The 20,721-nt window shown below is 61.0% G+C and carries 16 protein-coding genes; 12 read left to right on the top strand and 4 right to left on the bottom strand.

The genetic code is table 11. The features are described from left to right. Window positions 1-2: 2 nt before the first annotated feature. Window positions 3-2,096: a 3-hydroxyacyl-CoA dehydrogenase NAD-binding domain-containing protein gene (locus Q1A44_RS00230; protein WP_299617856.1), complete on the bottom strand. Its 2,094-nt coding sequence runs from the start codon at window positions 2,094-2,096 to the stop codon at window positions 3-5. A gap of 163 nt (window positions 2,097-2,259) precedes the next feature. Further along, window positions 2,260-2,757, bottom strand: a complete 498-nt coding sequence (locus Q1A44_RS00225) for a class I SAM-dependent methyltransferase (protein ID WP_299617852.1) — start codon at window positions 2,755-2,757, stop codon at window positions 2,260-2,262. Window positions 2,758-2,899: 142 nt separating this feature from the next. On the opposite strand from Q1A44_RS00225, the gene Q1A44_RS00220 reads away from it, so the two are divergent. Genes Q1A44_RS00220 through Q1A44_RS00205 form a run of 4 tightly spaced genes read left to right on the top strand, consistent with a single transcriptional unit; the run spans window position 2,900 to window position 8,791 of the window. Next, on the top strand, window positions 2,900-4,669 hold the full coding sequence (locus tag Q1A44_RS00220; protein ID WP_299617849.1) for an ABC transporter ATP-binding protein: 1,770 nt from the start codon (window positions 2,900-2,902) through the stop codon (window positions 4,667-4,669). A 31-nt stretch (window positions 4,670-4,700) separates the two neighbouring features. Beyond that, window positions 4,701-6,608 carry an ABC transporter substrate-binding protein gene (locus tag Q1A44_RS00215; RefSeq protein ID WP_299621272.1) on the top strand — a complete coding sequence of 636 codons (1,908 nt, stop codon included), beginning with the start codon at window positions 4,701-4,703 and terminating at the stop codon, window positions 6,606-6,608. Next, entirely contained in the window at window positions 6,605-7,633 is a 1,029-nt protein-coding gene (locus Q1A44_RS00210) for an ABC transporter permease (protein ID WP_299617846.1), read from the top strand. Before Q1A44_RS00215 ends, Q1A44_RS00210 begins: the two co-directional genes overlap by 4 nt. Before the next feature lie 3 nt (window positions 7,634-7,636). Further along, window positions 7,637-8,791 (top strand): ABC transporter permease, encoded by a 1,155-nt coding sequence (locus Q1A44_RS00205; protein ID WP_299617843.1) that lies wholly within the window; start codon window positions 7,637-7,639, stop codon window positions 8,789-8,791. Window positions 8,792-8,816: 25 nt separating this feature from the next. Here the strand turns inward: Q1A44_RS00205 and Q1A44_RS00200 are convergent, their stop codons facing one another. Then, complete coding sequence (locus Q1A44_RS00200; protein WP_299617840.1) at window positions 8,817-10,856, bottom strand: DEAD/DEAH box helicase; 2,040 nt, start codon at window positions 10,854-10,856, stop codon at window positions 8,817-8,819. Between the two features lie 93 nt (window positions 10,857-10,949). Beyond that, window positions 10,950-13,298: a mechanosensitive ion channel family protein gene (locus Q1A44_RS00195; protein ID WP_299617837.1), complete on the bottom strand. Its 2,349-nt coding sequence runs from the start codon at window positions 13,296-13,298 to the stop codon at window positions 10,950-10,952. Window positions 13,299-13,570: 272 nt separating this feature from the next. Between Q1A44_RS00195 and Q1A44_RS00190 the strand changes: the two genes are divergently transcribed. The 8 genes from Q1A44_RS00190 (at window position 13,571) to Q1A44_RS00155 (ending at window position 20,714) form a co-directional block, all read left to right on the top strand. Then, a complete protein-coding gene (locus Q1A44_RS00190) occupies window positions 13,571-14,794 on the top strand; it encodes a glycosyltransferase (protein ID WP_299617835.1) in 1,224 nt (407 codons plus the stop codon). Beyond that, complete coding sequence (locus Q1A44_RS00185) at window positions 14,791-16,041, top strand: glycosyltransferase family 4 protein (protein ID WP_299617832.1); 1,251 nt, start codon at window positions 14,791-14,793, stop codon at window positions 16,039-16,041. The genes Q1A44_RS00190 and Q1A44_RS00185 overlap by 4 nt, the downstream gene beginning before the upstream one ends. Further along, window positions 16,038-17,108 carry a glycosyltransferase family 4 protein gene (locus Q1A44_RS00180; protein ID WP_299617830.1) on the top strand — a complete coding sequence of 357 codons (1,071 nt, stop codon included), beginning with the start codon at window positions 16,038-16,040 and terminating at the stop codon, window positions 17,106-17,108. The genes Q1A44_RS00185 and Q1A44_RS00180 overlap by 4 nt, the downstream gene beginning before the upstream one ends. Next, a complete protein-coding gene (locus Q1A44_RS00175) occupies window positions 17,105-17,689 on the top strand; it encodes a histidine phosphatase family protein (RefSeq protein WP_299617828.1) in 585 nt (194 codons plus the stop codon). Before Q1A44_RS00180 ends, Q1A44_RS00175 begins: the two co-directional genes overlap by 4 nt. Next, entirely contained in the window at window positions 17,686-18,813 is a 1,128-nt protein-coding gene (locus Q1A44_RS00170) for a glycosyltransferase (RefSeq protein ID WP_299617826.1), read from the top strand. Before Q1A44_RS00175 ends, Q1A44_RS00170 begins: the two co-directional genes overlap by 4 nt. Then, window positions 18,810-19,556 (top strand): polysaccharide deacetylase family protein, encoded by a 747-nt coding sequence (locus Q1A44_RS00165; protein WP_299617824.1) that lies wholly within the window; start codon window positions 18,810-18,812, stop codon window positions 19,554-19,556. The genes Q1A44_RS00170 and Q1A44_RS00165 overlap by 4 nt, the downstream gene beginning before the upstream one ends. Then, window positions 19,553-20,032: a class I SAM-dependent methyltransferase gene (locus Q1A44_RS00160; protein WP_299617822.1), complete on the top strand. Its 480-nt coding sequence runs from the start codon at window positions 19,553-19,555 to the stop codon at window positions 20,030-20,032. Before Q1A44_RS00165 ends, Q1A44_RS00160 begins: the two co-directional genes overlap by 4 nt. 115 nt (window positions 20,033-20,147) lie before the next feature. Then, window positions 20,148-20,714, top strand: a complete 567-nt coding sequence (locus tag Q1A44_RS00155; RefSeq protein WP_299617820.1) for a PA14 domain-containing protein — start codon at window positions 20,148-20,150, stop codon at window positions 20,712-20,714. The last annotated feature ends 7 nt before the right edge of the window (window positions 20,715-20,721 follow it).

The following is a 20,721-nucleotide window of genomic DNA, read 5'->3' as shown; positions in this document are numbered from 1 at the left end:
TCTCAGCTTTCCTTGTTCAGATCGTCAAATGTGCGACCCTCAGCCACCAGTTGTTCCAACAGCGGTGCAGGTTGCCAGAAATATGGGTCATCCTCGGCATAGCGTTTGATGTCGGCCAAGAGCCCGTCAAGGCCCACAATATCCGCCCATTTGAGCGGCCCACCGCGATAGCGGGGAAAACCATAGCCAAAGAGCAGGGTCATATCGACGTCAAGCGGGCGGCGCGCAATGCCTTCGCCGACAACCTTGGCCGCCTCATTGACCATTGAGGCCATATAGCGGCGCACGATCTCTTCGTGACTGAATTCGCGGGGTGTCAGGCCTTGCGCGGCCCGCTCTGCCTCGATCAAGGGCATGACGTCTGGATTGGGCACGCGGGCCTTTGGGCCGGCGGCATAATCATAGTAACCCTTGCCGGTCTTTTGCCCGAAATGGCCATCTTCACAAAGCTTGTCGGCATAAGCGGCGTCGCGGGCGCGCGGGTCCAGCCCTTCGGCCCGTTTGCGTTTGCGCACGGCCCAGCCAATGTCGAGGCCCGCAAGGTCGGCTACGGCAAAGGGGCCCATGGCAAAGCCGAAATCCTCCAAGGCCTTGTCGATCTCATAGGGCGACGCGCCGTCCAATATCATGTGATCAGCGCAGGTTCGATAAGTCGACAGAATACGGTTGCCGATAAATCCGTCGCACACGCCCGCCCGCACGCTGATCTTGCCCAGCATCTTGCCCAGAGCAAAGCCGGTGGCGGCCACATCCGGCGCGGTCGCGTCCGCAACAACCACTTCAAGCAGCTTCATCACATGGGCAGGCGAGAAAAAGTGCAGGCCCAGCACATCGGCGGGGCGCGACGTGGTTGCCGCAATCTCGTTGATGTCCAGATAGGAGGTATTGGAGGCCAGAATGCAGCCCGGTTTGCAAACGCGGTCCAACGCGGCAAAGACGGTTTTCTTGACGGCCATGTCCTCGAACACGGCCTCGATCACCAGATCGGCGTCGCTGAGGCGGTCGTAATCCGTGGCAATGGACAGCGTGTCGTTAAGGATTGTGTCATGGCCCTTTTGATTGATCTTGCCCCGTTTCAGTGCACCAACCAGGTTACCCGCGATGCGATTGCGCGCGGCCTCGCCCGCCTCTGCCGACATTTCAAGCAAGGTGACCCGAAGCCCCGCCAAGAGGGCTGCCGTGGCAATGCCCGCGCCCATGGTCCCGCCGCCGATCACACCAATCTGTTGCACCGGGCGCGGCTCGACGCCCTTCAGTTCTGGTAGGTTGCTAACGGCGCGCTCAGAGAAAAAGGCATGGATCATGCCCTGACGTTGGTCGGTTTGCATCAGGTCATAGAAAATCTGCCGCTCGGCCTTGAGCCCCTCGGCAAAGGGTTTCTCAACCGAAGCTTGTACGGCGCGCACACACCAGGCAGGTGAAATCTGGCCTCGCCCCCGTTTCAGGGTCGCCTCAAACGCCGCGTCCCAGTCGATGGGTGTTGGGGGTGGCATTTCGCTGACTGCGCGACGCGGTGCGCCGTCGGACAACAGCTTTTCGGTATAGGCAATCCCGTTCTCTGCCGGGTCGCCATCTTGCAAAACGTCGATAATGCCCAGGGCATGGGCCTCTTTCGCGCCCACATGGCGGCCGGTTGTCATGACCTCCAACCCCGCCTCAACGCCCGTCAGGCGCGGCAGGCGTTGCGTTCCACCGGCACCCGGCAAAAGACCCAGATGCACCTCGGGCAAGCCCACACGGGCCGAAGGCACCGCAATGCGATAATGACAGCCCAAGGCGACCTCAAGGCCGCCGCCCAGGGACACACCATGCATCGAGGCGACCACCAGCAGCGGCGACGCCTCAATCCGGTTGATCAGATCGGGCAGGTGCGGCTGCAAGGGCGGCTTGCCAAATTCGGTGATGTCAGCGCCCGCAAAGAACGCACGGCCCTCGCCGACGATCAGAACGGCGCGCGCGCCATCATCTGCCTCGGCCCGGTCCATCCCGTCCCAAAGGCCCTGGCGCACCGCCTGGCTGAGCGCGTTGACCGGCGGGTTCCGGACCGTGAGAACGGCAATGTCGCCGTGGCGGGAATACGCAATCTTGTCGCTCATGAGGCCTCCGCTGATGCTGATCGGCGCGCAAGGCTCCCCACCGCGCACGCATGACCTTCAGCCTAGGCAGCCCAGACAAAAGGGCAAGCCCCAAGGCGCAAGACGCCACGTCCGGTTTCTCCGCTTAAAAACATCCGTCCCAGAGGGTTGGCCCGCCGTAAGCTCAGACCTCGCGGCGATAGATGAAACAACGACCTTCGACGGCCCCATCGGGCAAAGGCTGTTCGACCAGACCGTCAAAATACATCCTGTCCGAGGCCACCATCAACCCGCCGACCGCCAGCAATGGCTCGACAAAAGGCGAGATTTTCCGGGCGAAAATGTCATTTTTGGCCCGGTTGTGTCCGCCCAGATCCGCATGGATCAGGGCCGCCGTCGGCCCAAACCTCTCCAGCGCCTGGGGCAGTGTGTCATAGACATCGCCCAGCAAAACCATCTCATCGGGCGGCGTGCTGTCGGGATGCGAGGCGATGGCGCGCTCGAACACATAGGTGTCCCGGTCGGGGAGGATGTGTCGGATGTGATGATAGGTCCGTCCATTGCCCAATCCCAACTCGAACACCGGGCCCGGCAGGTCGGCAATCACGCGCGCGGCGTGGTCCAGACAGGCCCGTTGGGACACCATTCGGTCAACAAAAAGGTCAAGGCGGCTTTGGGTCATCAGATTATCCTTTGGCTTTGACCCTAGATGGGGCAGATTGTCCGAAATGTGTAGCACGATCGCGCGATGAATGCGTGACTGGACCTCACGGTTGGAATCGGTTTGACTGACCTCTGGCCCTTACGCGCAAAAAGGATGGTGAATGTCGCCGCTGCTCGACGTGCAAAACCTGTCTATCGGTTTCGGAGAAGATCCGCCCGTTGTGGCCTTTGTCAGCTTTCAGGTGAATGCAGGCGAGACGCTGGCGATTGTGGGCGAGAGCGGATCGGGCAAGACCCTGACATGCCGTTCGATCCTCCGCATCCTGCCAGGGGCCGCGCAGCTACGCAGCGGTATGGTGAAATTCGGGGCCGGTGGCGCACAGACGGATTTGCTGCGCCTGACACCGCGCCAGATCCGCGATATTCGCGGTGACCGGATTTCGATGATTTTCCAGGAGCCTATGCGCTCTCTCTCGCCGCTGCACCGGATCGGTAATCAGGTGAGCGAAGTGTTGACCCTGCACCGGGACATGTCGTTCGCGCAGGCGAAAAAGGACGTGCTGGCCACGTTTGAACGCGTTGGTTTCAATGATCCTGAGCGCGCCTTCCGGTCCTATCCCTTCGAGATGTCGGGCGGCATGCGTCAGCGGGCCATGATTGCCATGGCGATGGTGGCCAAGCCCGATCTGCTGATCGCGGACGAGCCGACAACAGCGCTGGATGTGACAACGCAGGCTCAGGTCTTGGGCCTGATGAAAGACCTGCAACGCGACACCGGCATGGCCATGATCCTGGTGACCCATGATCTGGGCGTGGTGGCCAATATGGCCGACAGCGTCGTCGTGATGAATAAGGGCCACGTGATGGAAAGCGGCCCGGCCCCGGCGGTTCTGGGCGATCCGGGTCACGGCTATACCCAAAAGCTGTTTGCGGCCGCCCCGATGATCCTCGAAGTGGCCAAACCGGCCGAGCCAATGGTGCATGACGATCCGATCCTTGAGCTGAACAGCGTTTCCAAGACCTATGTGATGCGCGCAGGCGGTTGGCGGGCCCAGCATCAGATCACCGCGTGCAAGGACGTCAACGTTGCTGTGCAGCGCGGCAAGACGCTTGCCATTGTCGGTGAAAGCGGGTCAGGCAAAACCACCTGTGCCCGCATCGCTTTGGGCGCCGAAACCCCGGATCCTGGTTCGCAAGTGCTGTTTCGACCGACAGCCGATGGCCCACCGGTCAGCATCAATGAGATGTCGCGCGCCGAAAAAGTCGCCTTTCAGCGTCAGGCGCAGATGGTGTTTCAAGACCCCTATTCCTCGCTCAGCCCGCGGATGCGGGTGGAGCAGGCACTGACCGAACCTATGGAAATCCATGGCATCGGCAATCGCTTGGCCCGCCGCGACAAGGCTGCCGAGATGTTGAGATGGGTCGGCCTGAACCCCGATATGCTCAAACGCTATCCGCACGCCTTTTCTGGTGGTCAGCGGCAGCGGCTGTCCATTGCGCGTGCCTTGACCCTTGATCCTGTCTTGCTGGTCTGTGACGAGCCGACCTCGGCCCTTGATGTGTCCGTGCAGGAACAGATCCTGACTCTGCTGGAGCGCATTCGCGACGGTATGGGCCTGAGCTACTTGTTCATCAGCCACGACCTGGCTGTTGTGGCCCGCATCGCGGATGAAGTCGCGGTGATGCGCCAAGGCGTGGTCGTGGAACAGGCCCCGCCCGAGACGCTGTTTTATAACCCCCGCCATCCTTATACCAAGGCGCTGATCGCGGCCCAGCCCGAGCCGGACGTGAACCGCCCCATTGACCTGAACGAGGTCGCGTTTGGCGCGGGCTCTTCTGCCTCATGGCCGGACATGTATCGGTTTGAAGGCACGGACGCCCCCGCTCTTGTACAGATTGAACCCGGACATAAGGTGCGTTGCCATGTTTGACCGTTTGACTGCCATTTTGATCGCAGGGCTGATGGCCCTGCCTGCCTTTGCTCAGTCCGTCGCGCCACAAGGCGCGCAACTCGTTGTGCAGGAAAGCGCGTTTTGGGCGGCCGAAGTCGAAAAGGGTCAGATGGACCCGGCGCCGATGCGCGTGCCGCAAACGCCGCTGGTTGTCGATCTTGAGGCCAAGGGCCGTGACTTTGGCAAACAGGGCGGCACCTTGCGCACCATGGTCACACGGACCAAGGACGTGCGCCAGATGGTGGTTTACGGCTATGCCCGCCTTGTGGGCTATGACTACGATTATGCGCTACGCCCTGACATCCTGCGCGACATTGAAGTGGTGGATGAACGCATCTTCACCCTGCATTTGCGCCCCGGCCATCGCTGGTCAGATGGGGCACCCTTCACCTCGGCCGATTTTGAGTATTGGTGGAACCACGTCGCCCAAAACGAAGAACTGAGCCCGAACGGCCCGCCCGAGGTCATGCGCGCAGGTGGCGAAGTGGCCACGATGACCTTTCCTGACGCTCAGACAGTCGTGATTGAGTTCCCACAGCCCAATCCCATTTTTTTGCAGTCACTGGCCGGGGCCAGCCCACCCTTTATCTACCGGCCTGCGCATTACCTCAAACAGTTCCATGTCGACTTCAACACGGTTGAAGAGATGGAGGAAATGATCGATCGCAAGCGGGTCCGGGGCTGGGCACCGCTGCACAACAAACTTGATAACATGTACAAGTTTGACAACCACGAGCTGCCGACCTTGCAACCCTGGAAACCGGCAAGCGTAGGCGGGCAATCTCGCGCCTTGTTCGTGCGCAACCCTTATTTCCATCGGGTTGACGCGCGCGGTGTGCAATTGCCCTACATCGATGTGGTCGAGATGGGGATTGTGGGTTCGGGCCTTGTGGCCGCAAAATCCAACGCGGGCGAAAGCGATTTGCAGGCCCGAGGCCTTGATTTTCGGGATGTGTCGATCCTGAAAAAGGGGGAGGCCGATGGCGCGCCCTATCGCACTTTTCTTTGGGCCAATGGTGCCGCAAGCCAGATCGCGATCTACCCCAACCTCAACTTTGCCGACCCGGTCTGGCGCGAGGTGATCCGCGATGCGCGGTTCCGCCGTGCCCTGTCGATGGGCATTGACCGTCGCATGATCAACCGAGCCCTCTATTTCGGGCTTGGCAAAGAAGGGGGCATGACGGCACTGGCCAAAAGCCCGTTCTTTGACGCCGACAACCTGTCACGCTGGGCGCTCTATGATCTGTCCACGGCCAATGCGATGCTAGATGAAATGGGTCTGACGACCCGGGACAAATCCGGCATCCGCCTGTTGCCTGATGGCCGTCCGATGGAGTTCGTGATCGAGACTGCCGGCGAACGGCAGGAGGTCGAAAATGCGCTGGCCATCATCACCGACACCTGGCGCGATCTGGGCATCAAGCTGATCATGCGCCCGCTGGATCGTGACATCCTGCGCAACCGGGTGTTTTCCGGGGTGACCATGGCGTCGGTCTGGTACGGCTGGGACAACGGCATTCCGCAATCCTACACGCCGCCCGGATACCTTGCGCCCACGGATCAGGTGTTCTTTGCCTGGCCTAAATGGGGACAATATTACCAGACCCGCGGTGCCGCGGGCGAGCCTGTGGATATGGAACCGGCCAAGCGGCTGATGGAGCTGAACAAACATTGGGCCGAGGTCGAAGACCCCGCCGCGCGGAGCCGGGTCTGGAACGAGATGCTGGAAATACACTCGCAACAGCAATACGGCATTGGCATCCTGTCTGAGGCGCCGCAGCCCGTCGTGGTGTCGGACCGGCTGCGAAATGTGCCAGAATTCGGCAAGTGGGCATGGGAGCCAGGGGCGCATTTCGGTATCCACCGGGTCGATGAATTCTTCTTTGCCGACCCAGAGCTTGCGCAGGTGATCGAATGATGTTTCTGCGTTACGCCGCTTATCGTCTGTTGACGATGCTGCTGACGCTGGCTGTCGTTTCCGTTCTGATTTTCATCATCATCAACCTGCCGCCGGGCGATTACCTGTCGAACCAGATTGCCGAACTGCGTGCTACCGGTCAGGCCGAGGGCGTGGCCAAGGCAGAGTTCCTGCGCCAGGAATACGCGCTGGATCGGCCCTTGTGGCAGCAGTATCTGATCTGGGTGGGTGCCATTCCCGGACCGCAAGGCTTTTCCGGGCTGTTGCAAGGCGATTTCGGCTGGTCGTTTGAGTTTGACGCGCCCGTGGCGGATATCGTGGGCGATGCACTGTGGCTGACGGTTCTGGTGAATCTGGCAGCGGTTTTGTTTGTCTATATGGTGGCCTTGCCGCTTGGCGTTCTGGCAGCTGCGCGGTCTGCCACATGGGTGGATTACACCACAGCGTTCATCGGTTATCTGGGCCTTGCGACGCCGAACTTTTTGCTGGCGCTCATGCTGTTCTACTACGGCCACAAGTACCTTGGCCTGCCCATCGGCGGCCTTATGGACCCGCAGTTCGAGGGCGAGCCGATGTCCTTTGACAAGGTCAAATCCATTCTGGTCCACCTGATCGTGCCCACCTTTGTGATCGGCACCTCCGGGGCGGCGGGCATGATGCAGCGCCTACGTGCCAATATGCTGGACGAGCTGAGCAAACCCTATGTCGAGACCGGCGTGGCCAAGGGCCTTTCGCCCACCAAGCTGCTCACCAAATACCCGCTGCGCATGGCCTTTAACCCCTTTGTCGCGGATATCGGCAACCTGCTGCCAGCCATGGTGTCGGGGTCGGTTCTGGTGTCTGTGGTGCTTGGGCTTCAGACCATCGGGCCTGCGCTGCTCACCGCGCTCAAGTCGCAGGACCAGTTCCTGGCGGCTTTTGTGCTGATGTTCGTGGCGCTGTTGACGCTGATCGGGACGATGATTTCAGACCTATTGCTGGTGCTGCTAGATCCGCGCATCCGCTATGGCGCGCGGGAAGGATAGACCATGAGCACGCTTCCCGACGGTCGCTTTATCGACGATGCGCCCTATGACCCGAACGTGGACTTGTCGGCCATTGACCGCACGGACATGGACGCGCCCAACTGGCTCTTGGTGTGGCGGAAATTTCGGCGGCACAAGCTGGGACTGCTTTCGGGCATCTTCCTGCTCTTGGCCTATATGGCGATCCCCTTTGCCGGCTTCTTTTCGCCCTATACCCCGAACGAGCGCAGCGCCGAGTATCTGTACCACCCGCCGCAAGCGATCAATTTCTGGCATGAGGGCGAGTATATCGGCCCCTTTGTTTATCCGACCGAGGCGGTGGCGGACCTTGAAAATTACCGTTGGACCTATGTCACGGATGAAACCCGGCCCATGCCGTTGCAGTTTTTCTGCAAGCGGACGGAATATAACCTTTTTGGCTTTATCCCAAGCGAACGGCATCTGTTTTGCGCGCCCGAGGGCGCTACGGTTTTTATCTTTGGCTCTGACCGGTTGGGCCGGGATGTGTTTTCGCGGATTTCCTACGGGGCGCAACTGTCGCTGACCGTTGGTCTGATCGGCATCACTGTGTCTTTTGTTCTGGGCATCTTCTTTGGCTCTATCGCGGGCTATTTTGGCGGCACGGTGGACTGGGTTGTAAACCGTGCGATTGAAATCCTGCGCTCGCTGCCAGAACTGCCCTTGTGGTTGGCGCTGTCGGCGGCGGTGCCCTCGAATTGGGGACCGGTGTCGGTCTTTTTCATCATCTCCATTATCCTGGGGATACTGGATTGGCCCGGCCTGGCGCGGGCCGTCCGAAGTAAGTTCCTCTCGTTGAGAGAGGAGGAATATGTACGCGCAGCAGAGATGATGGGGGCCAAGCCCGGGCGGGTGATCCGGCGGCATTTGCTGCCGAACTTCATGTCACATTTGATCGCTTCGGCGACGCTGTCGATACCGGCGATGATCCTTGGGGAAACGGCGCTGTCCTTTCTGGGACTGGGCCTGCGGGCTCCAGCGGTCAGTTGGGGCGTGATGCTGAACGATGCGCAGAACCTGGCCAGCATCGAGATCTATCCGTGGACGGCGATCCCGATGCTGCCGATCATCATTGTGGTGCTGGCCTTCAACTTCCTTGGTGACGGTCTGCGCGACAGTCTGGACCCGTACAAAAGCTAAAGCTAGGGGCGGACAACGATCCGATTTACGGTTTGCGGCGCGGAGGTTGCGTACCTCCGGCGGCGGCTGCGCGGCGGGCCTTGTTCTTTTTGCTGTTGGGCTTCCCGACTTTGGGTGCGCCCGTCGTTGTTGGCCCCTTGGCCCCGGATTTGTGTCGGGGTTTCTTGAAGTCCGACACCGCACCGTCCTTGACCGCCTTTTCCATGGTCGATGGCGGCTTGGAGAATTTCGATTTCGACGAAGGTTTGCTCGTGGGTTTTGCGCCGGGTTTCGGTTTTTTGTGCCGCGGGGGCGGGGCATCGTCCCAGTCAATGGGGGCCGAGGATTTTCCCTTGGGTTTAGCAGGGCTGTCCCAGACCTTTTTGGTGCGCGCAGGTGGCGGGGCATCATCGGGATTGTACTTGGGCTTGTCGCCATAATCCCGCTTGGGGCCGCGCGGGGCAGGTTTGCCGCCTGTACGCGGCTCGAACCGTGGTTTGGGTTGGCTGGCCGCCGCTGGTACGCCATCAAGCTTGGTGACCACGGCGCCGCCTTCGACTTTCATGTCCGATCCCAGGGCCGTGACAAAGCCGTTTGCGGCACTCTCTTGAATTTCCACATAAGACATGTCGCCCTGGATGCGGATCGCGCCGATGTCGTCCTTGGTGATGTCGCCCGCGTTGCAGACGATGGGCAAGAGGCGGCGAACCTCGACGCCCTGATTGCGCCCGCCAGTGACCGAGAACCAGACGCTTGGTCCAAAGGGCGCGCGCGCCTTGGGCGCCTTATCGCCGGTGATGGCGGATAGATGTTCAGGGGCGGAATGGCGCAGGCCGTGCATCCGCAACAATGCAGCGGCCAGTTGTTCGGGGGTAAACCCGGCGGCCAGTTTGGCGACCATGACCGCTTCGCCTTCGGTGACCTCGTCCGTCCACATCGGATCGTCCATCAAGCGCAATTCGTCTTGCGCCCGCACGGCGTCGGCGGAGGGTGCGTCGATCCATTCCGCCTCAAGCTTGGCCCCCTTGAGGATGCGCATCGCTTTGGATCGCACTTTGGCTGTGACGATCAGGGCGCTGGTGCCTTTGCGGCCCGCGCGGCCCGTCCGGCCCGAGCGGTGCAAGAGCGTCTCGTGGTTCGAGGGCAGTTCGGCGTGCACCACCAGTTCAAGGTTGGGAAGGTCGATACCGCGCGCTGCCACGTCCGTGGCCACACAGACCCGTGCCCGCCCGTCGCGCATCGCTTGGAGGGCGTTTGTCCGCTCCGACTGCGTCAACTCGCCGGACAAGGCGACAACGGAGAACCCGCGGTTTGACAGCCGCGTTGTGACCCGGTTGACCATTGCCCGCGTATTGCAAAAGACGATGGCATTGGGCGCCTCGTGAAAGCGCAGCACATTGATAATCGCATTTTCGGCGTCGTGGTTGGCGACCATCATCGCCTGATAGGTAATGTCGGCGTGCTGGCTTCCGCTGCTTTGCGTCGCGACGCGCACCGCGTCTTTTTGATAGGTCTTGGCCAGACGCGCGATTTGTGCAGGCACCGTGGCCGAAAACATGAGCGTGCGGCGGGTCTCGGGGCATTCGCCCAGAATGAACTCAAGATCTTCGCGGAAACCGAGGTCAAGCATCTCGTCGGCCTCGTCCAACACCACGCCGCGAATGGCGGTGAGGTCGATAGAGCCGCGCATGATATGATCGCGCAGACGCCCGGGCGTGGCCACCACGATATGCGCACCACGCGATAAGGCGCGGCGTTCGTCGCGCATGTCCATACCGCCGACACAGGACGCCATCACAACGCCCGTCTCGGCATAAAGCCAGGCCAGCTCCCGCTTGACCTGCATCGCCAACTCGCGCGTGGGGGCAATGATCAGGGCCAGCGGTGTATCCGCCGCGTCAAACCGGTCTGCGTCCCCCAACAGCGTTGGGCCCAGGGCAAGGCCAAAGCCCACCGTTTTTCCCGACCCGGTCTGGGCCGAGACAAGCATATCCGCGCCGATCAGGTCGGGGTCGGTGACGGCAGTTTGAACGGGGGTCAATTCGGTATAGCCGCGGGCGGTCAGCGCGGTTTGCAGCGGTATCATCAAAGGATCGGTCCTAACACATCAAAGGGTCCGGCCGATGCCGGTCACCAAGCCTGCGCGCCTATGCCCTTTCTGGCCTCATGTCGAGGGGGTTTATCGGTCGTCGCCGTCCTCGACCCCACCTTCGAGCAGTTCATCGTCCATCGCGGCCTGTGCGGCGGCGGTGATGGCCTTGCGGTCGCTGTCGGTCAGATCTTCGATCTTTTTGTCCTCGGCCAGACGGACGGTGACCTCGCGGTGGGCAAAGTGAATGCCCTCGCGCTCAAAGAGGGCGCGGATTTCCTCGTAGACCTTTTTGCGCACCAGCCATTGATCGCCCGGTTTGGTCATGAACTTGACCCGGATGATCATGGCGCTGTCCTGCATCTCGATCACGCCCTGGGATTTCAGCGGTTGGATAAAGTTGTCACCGATCACTGGATCGTCCAGCAGCTCCACCCCCAGCTTTTTGATCAGCTTGCGGACCTTTTCCACATCGGTGTCGTAGGTCACGCGCAGGGGCAGTTTCATGATCACCCAGTCGCGCGAATAGTTGGTCAGCACCTGGATTTCGCCAAAAGGCATGGTGTGCAGTGCGCCCAGATGGTGGCGCAATTGAAAGCTGCGCACGCTGATCTTTTCGACCGTCCCTTTGACCCCGCCCACGTCGATATATTCGCCCCGTCTGAACGCGTCATCAAAGAGGAAGAATGCACCGGAAAAGATGTCGCGCACCAGGCTCTGGCTACCAAAACCCACAGCCACGCCCACGATGCCCGCACCCGCAAAGAGGGGGCCGACATTCACGCCAAGTTCCATCAATGTGATGAGGAAGATGGTGACGACGATGACCACAAGGATGAAATTGCGAAACAGGGGCAGCAGGGTTGCCAAACGGGACGCACTTGAGCCGCCTCCCTCATCGCCCAACTCGCCTTCTTCCATGTCGCCCTGTTCCTCGACGATCTTTTTGTCGATCCAGATGCGGAAGGCGTTGTAGGCAATGTAGCCGAGGAAAATGATCGCCACCACATCCAGCGAACGATCAGCCAGCGTGTCGGTCATCATGCCTGTTGATGGCTGCCACATGGATATGAACGCATAGGACCCCGCCACAAAGGCGATGATGCCCGCGATGCGTTGGGCCAGCCCCTGGAACGACGTCAGACCGGGCCGGTAGGCCGGGTTGGGGTCAACGGGCAGTGTGTCATCGTCGCCATAATCGCTCTGCGTCCTTTGAACCTCGACAAGGCGAGCGCGGGCAAAGCTGCGTTCGATGAAAAAGTTGAGGATGCCGTAAACCGTTATGATGGTCGTCAGAATGATCCAGCCGCCAACGAGCAAGGGTACGCCCTCGTCGTCGCCAATGATCAGGTGATAGGTCTGTTCGCCCCAGGCAAACAGAAAGAACAGAATGCTGATCGGGGCCCAGAGTTTGGACAGCGTGCGCAGAACCCACGTCGCCGCCTCGGGGCGGGTGCCGTTCAGGATCGCCTGGGTCACTGTGGTGCGGTTCACGAGGACGAGGGCGATGCTTTGGGCCATGGTGACGAGGGTCAGTAGCGAATAAAGGAACACGTGTACTTCGACATTCAGACCCAGTTCCTTGATCCAGATGCCAAAGAGGATCGTCGAGATGCCTAGGAATGTCCCGACGGACAACCAGCGAAACAGCTTTTTCGCGTCCGCATCCGACATCAGCGGGATGCGGTATTGCGTGAGGAAGGGCGACAGGATCATGCGCCAGACGCTGACCACCAGCCGGATCAGGAAAAAGCCCACGTTGATCAGCGCAGCCGTGAATTGCAGCGCCGGGTCCTCAAGCGGACCAAAGAGGATCATCCCCAGAATATAGGCCACCGCCATGGCCACCACGATCCCGATCGCACCCATGAAAAAGCGGAACATGAGGAACGGCATTTTGCCGCCATAGCCCTGCGGATTTTCCAGAATGCGCGCTACGACAAAGCGTTTGACGATCCGCTTGCCGTAGATTTCGTGCTGAAACAACGCGCCGACACCGAGCAGGGCAAGGCTGTAAAGCAGCACCTCGACATAGGCGAAAATGGTGCCGTCGGGGCTGGTGGCCCGCAGGATGTAGATCACTTCGTTAAAGGCGTCGGGCAGGTTCAAGAACCGGTCGATCAGAACGGTGCGAAAGGCAGCGGCCTCGTCCTGGATCGCCATAAGGTTCGAGCCCGCACCCGGTTCGGGCTCGGCGCTCTGGCCGCTATCGCCCACTTGGGTCAGAACGCGACCATCACTGTCGATGACCACCACGCTGACGCCGTTTTCGGCGGCGGTGCGCATGATGCTTTCAATGTCAGTTTCGGCATCCGTCTCGCCCGAGGCCGCGGGTTGGGGCAACAGATTTGTCAGGCCCTGTGCTATGCTCTGTGCGGGCGACAAAAGCAAAAGTGCCAGGAACATGCAGGCCAACAGCCCGCCAAGCCAGTGTTTCATCGCAGTAGTCCACCCCAGTCACCTTTCGCAAACGCTATGCCACCGCCTTGGGCAATGCAATTGGTCGCCCCGTGCATTTTGCCGGGACCGGTCCTTGAATGCCGTGCCATTTCGGTCCCGCTTCGCACAATGTGACGGCGCAATCCGCTTTGCGTGAGTAGGTGTGACATGCCATGGCTTGGGAAAATCGATTGCTGTGATATACGGCTGTTAAGATTCTTTGAACGCCGCCATGTGCGCGGTCAGAGAGCGACAAGGTAAAGACGACGAATATGGGCCAATCGACAGCAGCAGCGCCGACGCATATCGGGACGCGCCAGCGCCGCGTGGTCCTGTATAGTCATGACACATTTGGATTGGGCCATTTGCGGCGTAGCCGCGCACTGGCCTCAGCGTTGACCCAATCAGGCGTGGCCGCGTCTGCCATCATTCTGACGGGCAGCCCCGTGGCTGGCCGATTCACGTTCCCGGAATCCGTAGATCACGTGCGCTTGCCAGGTGTTAAGAAACTGGCTGACGGGTCATATGTCAGTCAGGCTCCCGGCGAAGATATCGAGGCCACCACAGCCCTGCGGGCAGGCCTGATCCAATCCACCGTTGCGCAATACGAACCAGACCTCCTGATCGTTGACAAGGAATCCACCGGCTTCCGGGGCGAACTTTTGCCCACCCTCGAGATGCTGAACCGTTCGGGCAAGACCCGGATCGTTCTGGGCCTGCGCGATGTGCTGGACGAACCCGAAGTGCTGGCCGCCGAGTGGGAGCGCAAGGGTTCAATCGCGGCCACTGAGGCCTTTTATGACGAGATTTGGGTCTATGGCGTGAAATCCGTCTATGACCCCACTGCCGGTTTGCCCCTGTCGGATGCTGCGCGCGCGCGGATGTTCTGGACCGGTTATTTGCGCCGAGAGATCATTGATCACGCCGAAGTGCCTGACACGCCATATGTTCTGGTCACGCCCGGCGGCGGCGGCGACGGGCGCGCAATGGTCGATCTGGTTTTGCAGGCATATGAGAAGGACCCGACGCTGGCGCCCCATGCGGTGCTGGTCTACGGCCCGTTCCTGTCCGGCGACACCCGCGACGCGTTCGAGGCGCGCGTGGCCGCATTGAATGGCCGTGTGGTCGCCACCGGCTTTGACAGCCGCATCGAATCCCTTTTTGCCGGGGCGGAGGGCGTTGTGTCGATGGGGGGCTACAACACCTTCTGCGAGGTTCTGTCCTTTGACAAACGGGCCGTGATCGTGCCGCGCACCAAACCGCGTCTGGAACAGTGGATCAGGGCCAACCGCGCCGAAGAGCTTGGGCTGGTGCGCAACCTCGACCAGTTCCGCGACGGGCTGACGCCGCAAAGCATGATTGCCGCCATCCGCGCCTTGCCGGGTCAGAACCGCCCGTCCGAGGCGGGGGCGGATGGCCTGCTGGACGGGCTTGATGTGGTGATCGACCGGGCGCGGCATCTGATGTCCCGCCGGGTGAGCGATGCCGCCGAATGACCCAGCCCACGCCTAGGCTGGCCATCGTGGTCAAAGGCTGGCCGCGCTTGTCCGAAACCTTTATCGCGCAGGAGCTGTTGGCCCTCGAGCGGGCGGGCATTGATTTCGCGATCTGGTCACTGCGCCACCCCACGGATCACAAGACCCACCCGTTGCATGATCAGCTCAGGGCTGACGTGTTCTATTTGCCGGAATACCTGGGCGATGCGCCGGGCCGCGTGCTATCTGGCCTGTTTTGGTCGATGGGACGGCTAGGGTTCTGGCGGGCTGCGGTCCAGTTTTTTCGCGACTTGCGTCGTGATCCGACAAAAAACCGCATCCGCCGTTTTGGCCAGGCTTGTGTGTTGGCCAAAGAGCTGCCGTCTGGCACTCAGGCGCTGTATGCCCACTTTCTCCATACGCCATCGTCTGTTGCGCGTTATGCTGCGATGCTGCGCAGCATGCCGTGGTCCTTCTCCGCCCATGCCAAGGATATCTGGACGTCGCCGGACTGGGAATTGCGCGAGAAACTGGATCATCAGACGGCTGGTGCTTCGTTCGGGGCAACCTGTACGGCCTTTGGCGCGGCGCACCTGAATGATCTGGCTCAAAGCACGCCGGTCGATCTGGTCTATCACGGCCTAGACCTTGCGCGTTTTCCCTTGCCTGCGGCGCGGCCGACACGGATCCCCGGCCAGCGGTTCGAAATGCTGTCGGTCGGCCGTCTGGTCGAGAAAAAGGGGTTTGACCGGCTGTTGGATGCTTTGGCGTTGCTGCCCGATCACATGGATTGGCATTGGGTGCATATCGGTGGCGGCGCGCTTGATGCCCAGATGCGATCCCGCGCCGAAGCCTTGGGCGTCGAGGCGCGTATCACTTGGCGCGGCGCTTGCGATCAGCCAGAGGTCATCGCGGCGATGCGCTCTGCTGACCTGTTCGTCTTGCCCAGTCGCGTGGCGGAGGACGGGGACCGCGACGGCCTGCCAAATGTGCTGATGGAGGCTGCCAGCCAAATGCTGCCTATTCTGTCCACGCCCGTCTCTGCCATCCCCGAGTTCATTGATGATGGCGTGCACGGTGTTCTGAGCGACGATGCACCCGCCGCACTTGCGGGGCATATGCTGCGCCTCGAACAGGCCCCGGATGTCAGCGCGGAAATGGCCCAAGCCGCCTTTGACCGGTTGCAATCCGAGTTCCAGATGCAGCCGGGCATTGATCATCTGGCGAACCGTTTGCGGGCCATCATGCGCGAGGGGCTGCCCGCATGACGGTGGCCTTTTATGCCCCGCTGAAGTCGCCAAACCATCCGGTTCCGTCTGGTGATCGTGCGATGGCGGCGGCATTGATGGCAGCCTTGGTTCATGCCGATGTGTCAGTGCATCTGGCGTCTGAGTTGCGCCTTTTGGACAAGCATGGGGACCGGGCCAAGCAAGATGCGCTGGCCTTGGAAGCGCAGGTCGAAGTGGCACGTCTGGTCGCTTGTCCCGAGGCGAAAAACTGGCAGGCGTGGGTGACCTACCACAACTACTATAAGGCCCCTGACCTGATTGGCCCCGCTGTCAGTCAAGCTCTGGGCATTCCCTACTTGCAAGTCGAAAGTACGCGGGCCCGCAAGCGGCTTGTCGGCCCTTGGGCTGCATTTGCCGCTGCTGCGGAGGCGGCCAGCGATGCCGCGCATACGATCCTGTACTTCACACATCGCGACGCCGAAACGCTGCGCCGGGACGCGCCCACGGGCCAATCACTGGTGCACCTGCCACCCTTTTTATCCCGCGAGGAGTTACCACCGCAAAGCCCGCTGAACGGCAAGATGCTGAGCGTGGGTATGATGCGGCATGGCGATAAATTGGCGTCTTATCAGTTAATTGCTGACACGCTGGCCGTTTTGCCCAGCGGGCTGGACTGGTCTTTGGCGATTGTCGGCGATGGCCCGGCGCGCGCAAGGGTGGAGCAGATGATGGCCCCAGAACAGGACCGCGTGTCGTTTTTAGGTGCCCGGCCGCCAGAGGCCTTGGCAGGCATCTATGCGCAATCCAGCTTGTTTTTCTGGCCCGGTGTTAACGAGGCCTTTGGCGTGGTTTACCTCGAAGCGCAGGCTGCGGGCTTGCCCGTTGTTGCTCAGGACCGCCCCGGTGTGCGCGATGTGGTGCACGGCCAGCATCCGCGTCCCCACGAGGGCCCAGATGCCATGGCGCACACAATAGTGAATTTGCTGAGTGACCCGCCATTGCGCCAGAAGATGGGGGCGGACGCACGTGCGATGGTTGGTGCGCATCATCTGTTGGGGCCAGCGGCACGGACCTTGGCGGCGGCACTGGTCGAGGTTCGCACATGACACGGCTTGCATTGCTGCGCCACGGGCATACCGCGTGGAATCGAGCAGGCCGAATACAGGGGCGTACGGACATCCCTCTGGATGACGTGGCGCGCGCGCACTTGGCCGAACTGCGTTTGCCACATGACTGGGAAGAGGCCGACCTGGTCTCCAGTCCGCTGTCCCGTGCGGTCGAAACCGGGCAGATCGTGGTGAGGCGTCAGCCTATGGCGGTAGCCGCGCTGATGGAAATGGATTGGGGCGATTGGGAAGGTCGCAAAGGCCTTGAGTTGAAGTCGGAACCGGGCAGCGCGTTTCGCGATATCGAGGCCTGGGGCTGGGACTATTGCCCGCCGGGCGGCGAACCGCCGACCGCCCTGCGCGCGCGGCTGTCGCCATGGGTAGAGGCGCTTGAACGTGACACGGTCGCCGTTTGCCACATTGGTGTTATGCGGGTCCTCATGGCTATGGCGACGGGCTGGAACTTCAGCGGCCCCGCCCCGTTTCAGATCAAGCGAGATCGCCTGTTTGTTCTGCATATCCAAAATGGCAACCTGTCAGCAGAGGCCACACCCGTCCGCCTGTTGCGCGGTGCGTCATGAAGGCGATGATCGTGGTCACGCACCTGTTGGGCACCGGCCACCTGTCGCGTGCCTTGACGCTGGCGCGCGCCTTTTTGGCGGCGGGCGATGAGGTGACCGTGGTCAGCGGCGGCTTGCCCGTGCCGCATTTCAATACTGTTGGCATCGGCTTCGAACAGCTTGAGCCAGTGCGTTCAAACGGCGTTGATTTTTCGACATTGCTGACAGCGGATGGCGCCGAAGCGACCCCGGACATGCTGTTGCGCAGGGAGGACCAAATGCTGTCGATCCTGCGCCGCATACAGCCCGACATCTTGATGACCGAGCTTTTTCCCTTTGGGCGGCGGATATTGCGCCAGGAGTTGCAGGCGCTGCTACAGGCGGCCAAATCCATGACACCCGCACCCGTCGTCCTGAGTTCGATCCGTGATATCCTCGCCCCACCCAGTAAACCCAAAAAAGTTGTATTCGCAGAAGAGCTTGTTTCGCGTTTTTACGACGGCGTTTTGGTCCATTCGGACCCGGACGTTGTGACGCTGGAACACAGTTGGCCTGTGACGGCAGCCCTGCAAACCAAGCTGTGTTACACAGGCTATGTCGCACCGCCACCACCCCGGCTGGGCGGGCAACTAGACCAGACCGTTTTGGTCAGTGCAGGCGGCGGAAGTGTCGGGGACGCGTTGTTCGCCGCCGCGATCCAAGCCGCGTCAGAGATGCCCCAGATGCAATGGCGGCTGTTTGTTGGCGGGGCAGAGGCCCGCCGGGGCGCGCTGCAAGCCGAGGCAGCTGACAACGTCACGATCGAAGCGCCGCATCCGGAGTTTCGCCAGTTTCTGGCGAGCGCCGCTGCGTCGGTTTCCATGGCGGGCTACAACACCGCCTTGGACGTGATGCAGACGGGTGTGCCTGCTGTCCTGGTGCCTTTTGATGACGGTGGCGAGGTTGAACAAGGGCTGCGCGCGGATGCGTTGGGGCAGATGCCCGGCATTGCGGTTTTGCGGCAGGAATCGTTGGATGCCGCCACGCTCGCGCGTGCTGTCAATGACGTGATCACTACTGGTCGGCGTGCCCCCCGAACCCAAACTATGGATGGCGCGCGTGAAACAGTGCAGATCGCGCATCAGTTGCGAAAGGGGGCGTTGTGACAGAGTTTGATTGGACACCGCTGCGCGCCGCCTTGGCCGCCTGTCGAGACGCAGGTGTCGACGTGCCGCTGTGGTGGCGCGACGATGATGCAGTTGCGATGACGCCCGCTCTGTCTCAACTCTCGCAAGTGTCGAAGCGGTGCGGCGTGCCGGTGCACCTCGCGATCATTCCCGCCCATGTGGATGAGGCTTTGCCCGAGGCCCTTGATCCGGCGCAGTTCGTGCCTGTCGTGCATGGCTGGGCGCACACAGATTACAGTAGGTCAGGCGAAAAAAGGAATGAGTTTCAAACGCTTCGGAGTGGTTCGTTGGCTGAAACCCAACAAGCCCTCGACAAGATGGCGCGCCTCTTTGGAGCGCGGCTCAGGCCTATGTTTGTGCCGCCCTGGAACCGCATCAACGATGAGGTGACCCATGGGCTGGCAGCGCAGGGATACCGGATTTTGTCCACATATGGGCCGCGTGCCGGGGCCCGCCTTGCCGACCTGGATGTGGTGAACACCCATGTCGATCCGATCTGGTGGAAAGGGACGCGTGACCTCGTGGCCCCAGAGCAGTTGATCGCGGATGCTGCCGCTCATTTGACGGACCGAGCCAGTGGCCTTGCGGACGCGCATGAACCCTTTGGCCTTTTGACCCATCACCTTGTTCACACACCCGCCATCTGGACCTTTTCAGAGGCGTTTTTGACAGAAATGCAGGCCGGGGGCGCCCGCCCCTGGACCATGGAGACCGACAAATGAGCAGACTGGAATCAATGCGCCGCCGCCTGACCGCGCAGATCGACGGTATCAATTGGGCGGCGGGTCAGATCGACGGTGTCGCGGGCGATGTTTTGGAAATGGGGCTGGGCAATGGGCGCAGCTATGACCACCTGCGCCAGGAGATCAAAGGGCGGCGGATCTGGGTAATCGACCGTATCCTGAAATGCCATCCCACCTGTGTCCCACCAGAGGCCGATTTCCTGCAAGGCGAGGCCGATGACATGTTGCACGATCTGGCGCAAAACGGCGCACGGATCGCGCTGGCCCATTATGATTTCGGTTTTGGTGTCAAGGACTTGGACGTTGAGGAGGGAGCCAAGCTAAGCCCCCTGATTGCGGCGGTCATGGTGCCAAATGGGCTGGTGCTTTCGCAGCAACCTCTGATCGGTTTTGAGCAGATCAGCGGGCCGGATACAATCGATCCCGAGCGGTATCTGTTCTACCGTGCGCCGTAATCGCCAAGGGCCAGATCACGTTTGTTGCCAAGAGGTTGCCAGCGCCCGCATCGCCCTTTTACACTCTGGCTATAAAAGGCTGCAGCATAGCGGCCGGGACACTGGGAGTTACGGAATGAAATTCTTTAGAACGGTTGCGACGGCAACCGCCTTGGCAATGGTTGCGACGGGCGCATTTGCCGCCCCGCTCAAGCTGAAACCTGCAAACCCGCAGCCCACAGGGCTGAAACAAGGGCTGGCGGTGAAATACGCCTTTCCGGCTGATGTCAAAAGCCTGAGCCAGGCCACCCGCTATCTGAAGAAGGCCAAGGCCGGTAAGCCGTTGTCCGGATTGGATTATCGGGACACCAACAATGGCGATGACACGCTCACATCCGGCCAGGCGCACCACGTTGCGGCCGCAATTTCGGGCTATGTCAAATTTTACAGCCCCGGCACCTATACCATTGATTTTCTGACCAATGATGGCCTCGACGCGAGGGTCGGCGGGCAGACGGTTGGCTATTTCGACGGGCGCCAATCGTGCAGTGAAACGCGCGCGGTTGAGGTCGAAGTGCCCCAGGCCGGCTGGTACCCGCTAGAGGCCACATATTTCCAGCGGGTTGGCAGTTCGTGCCTGCACATGCGGGCCGGCAAGGGTGCGCCCGACTGGATGCCCAACGCCGCCTTTGGCTATAAGTAAAGCTCCC

This window comes from uncultured Tateyamaria sp. (assembly GCF_947503705.1).
GTDB lineage: Bacteria > Pseudomonadota > Alphaproteobacteria > Rhodobacterales > Rhodobacteraceae > Tateyamaria.
The sequence above is the reverse complement of the archived record's forward strand: the minus strand, read 5'-3'. Positions and strand labels throughout refer to the sequence as shown.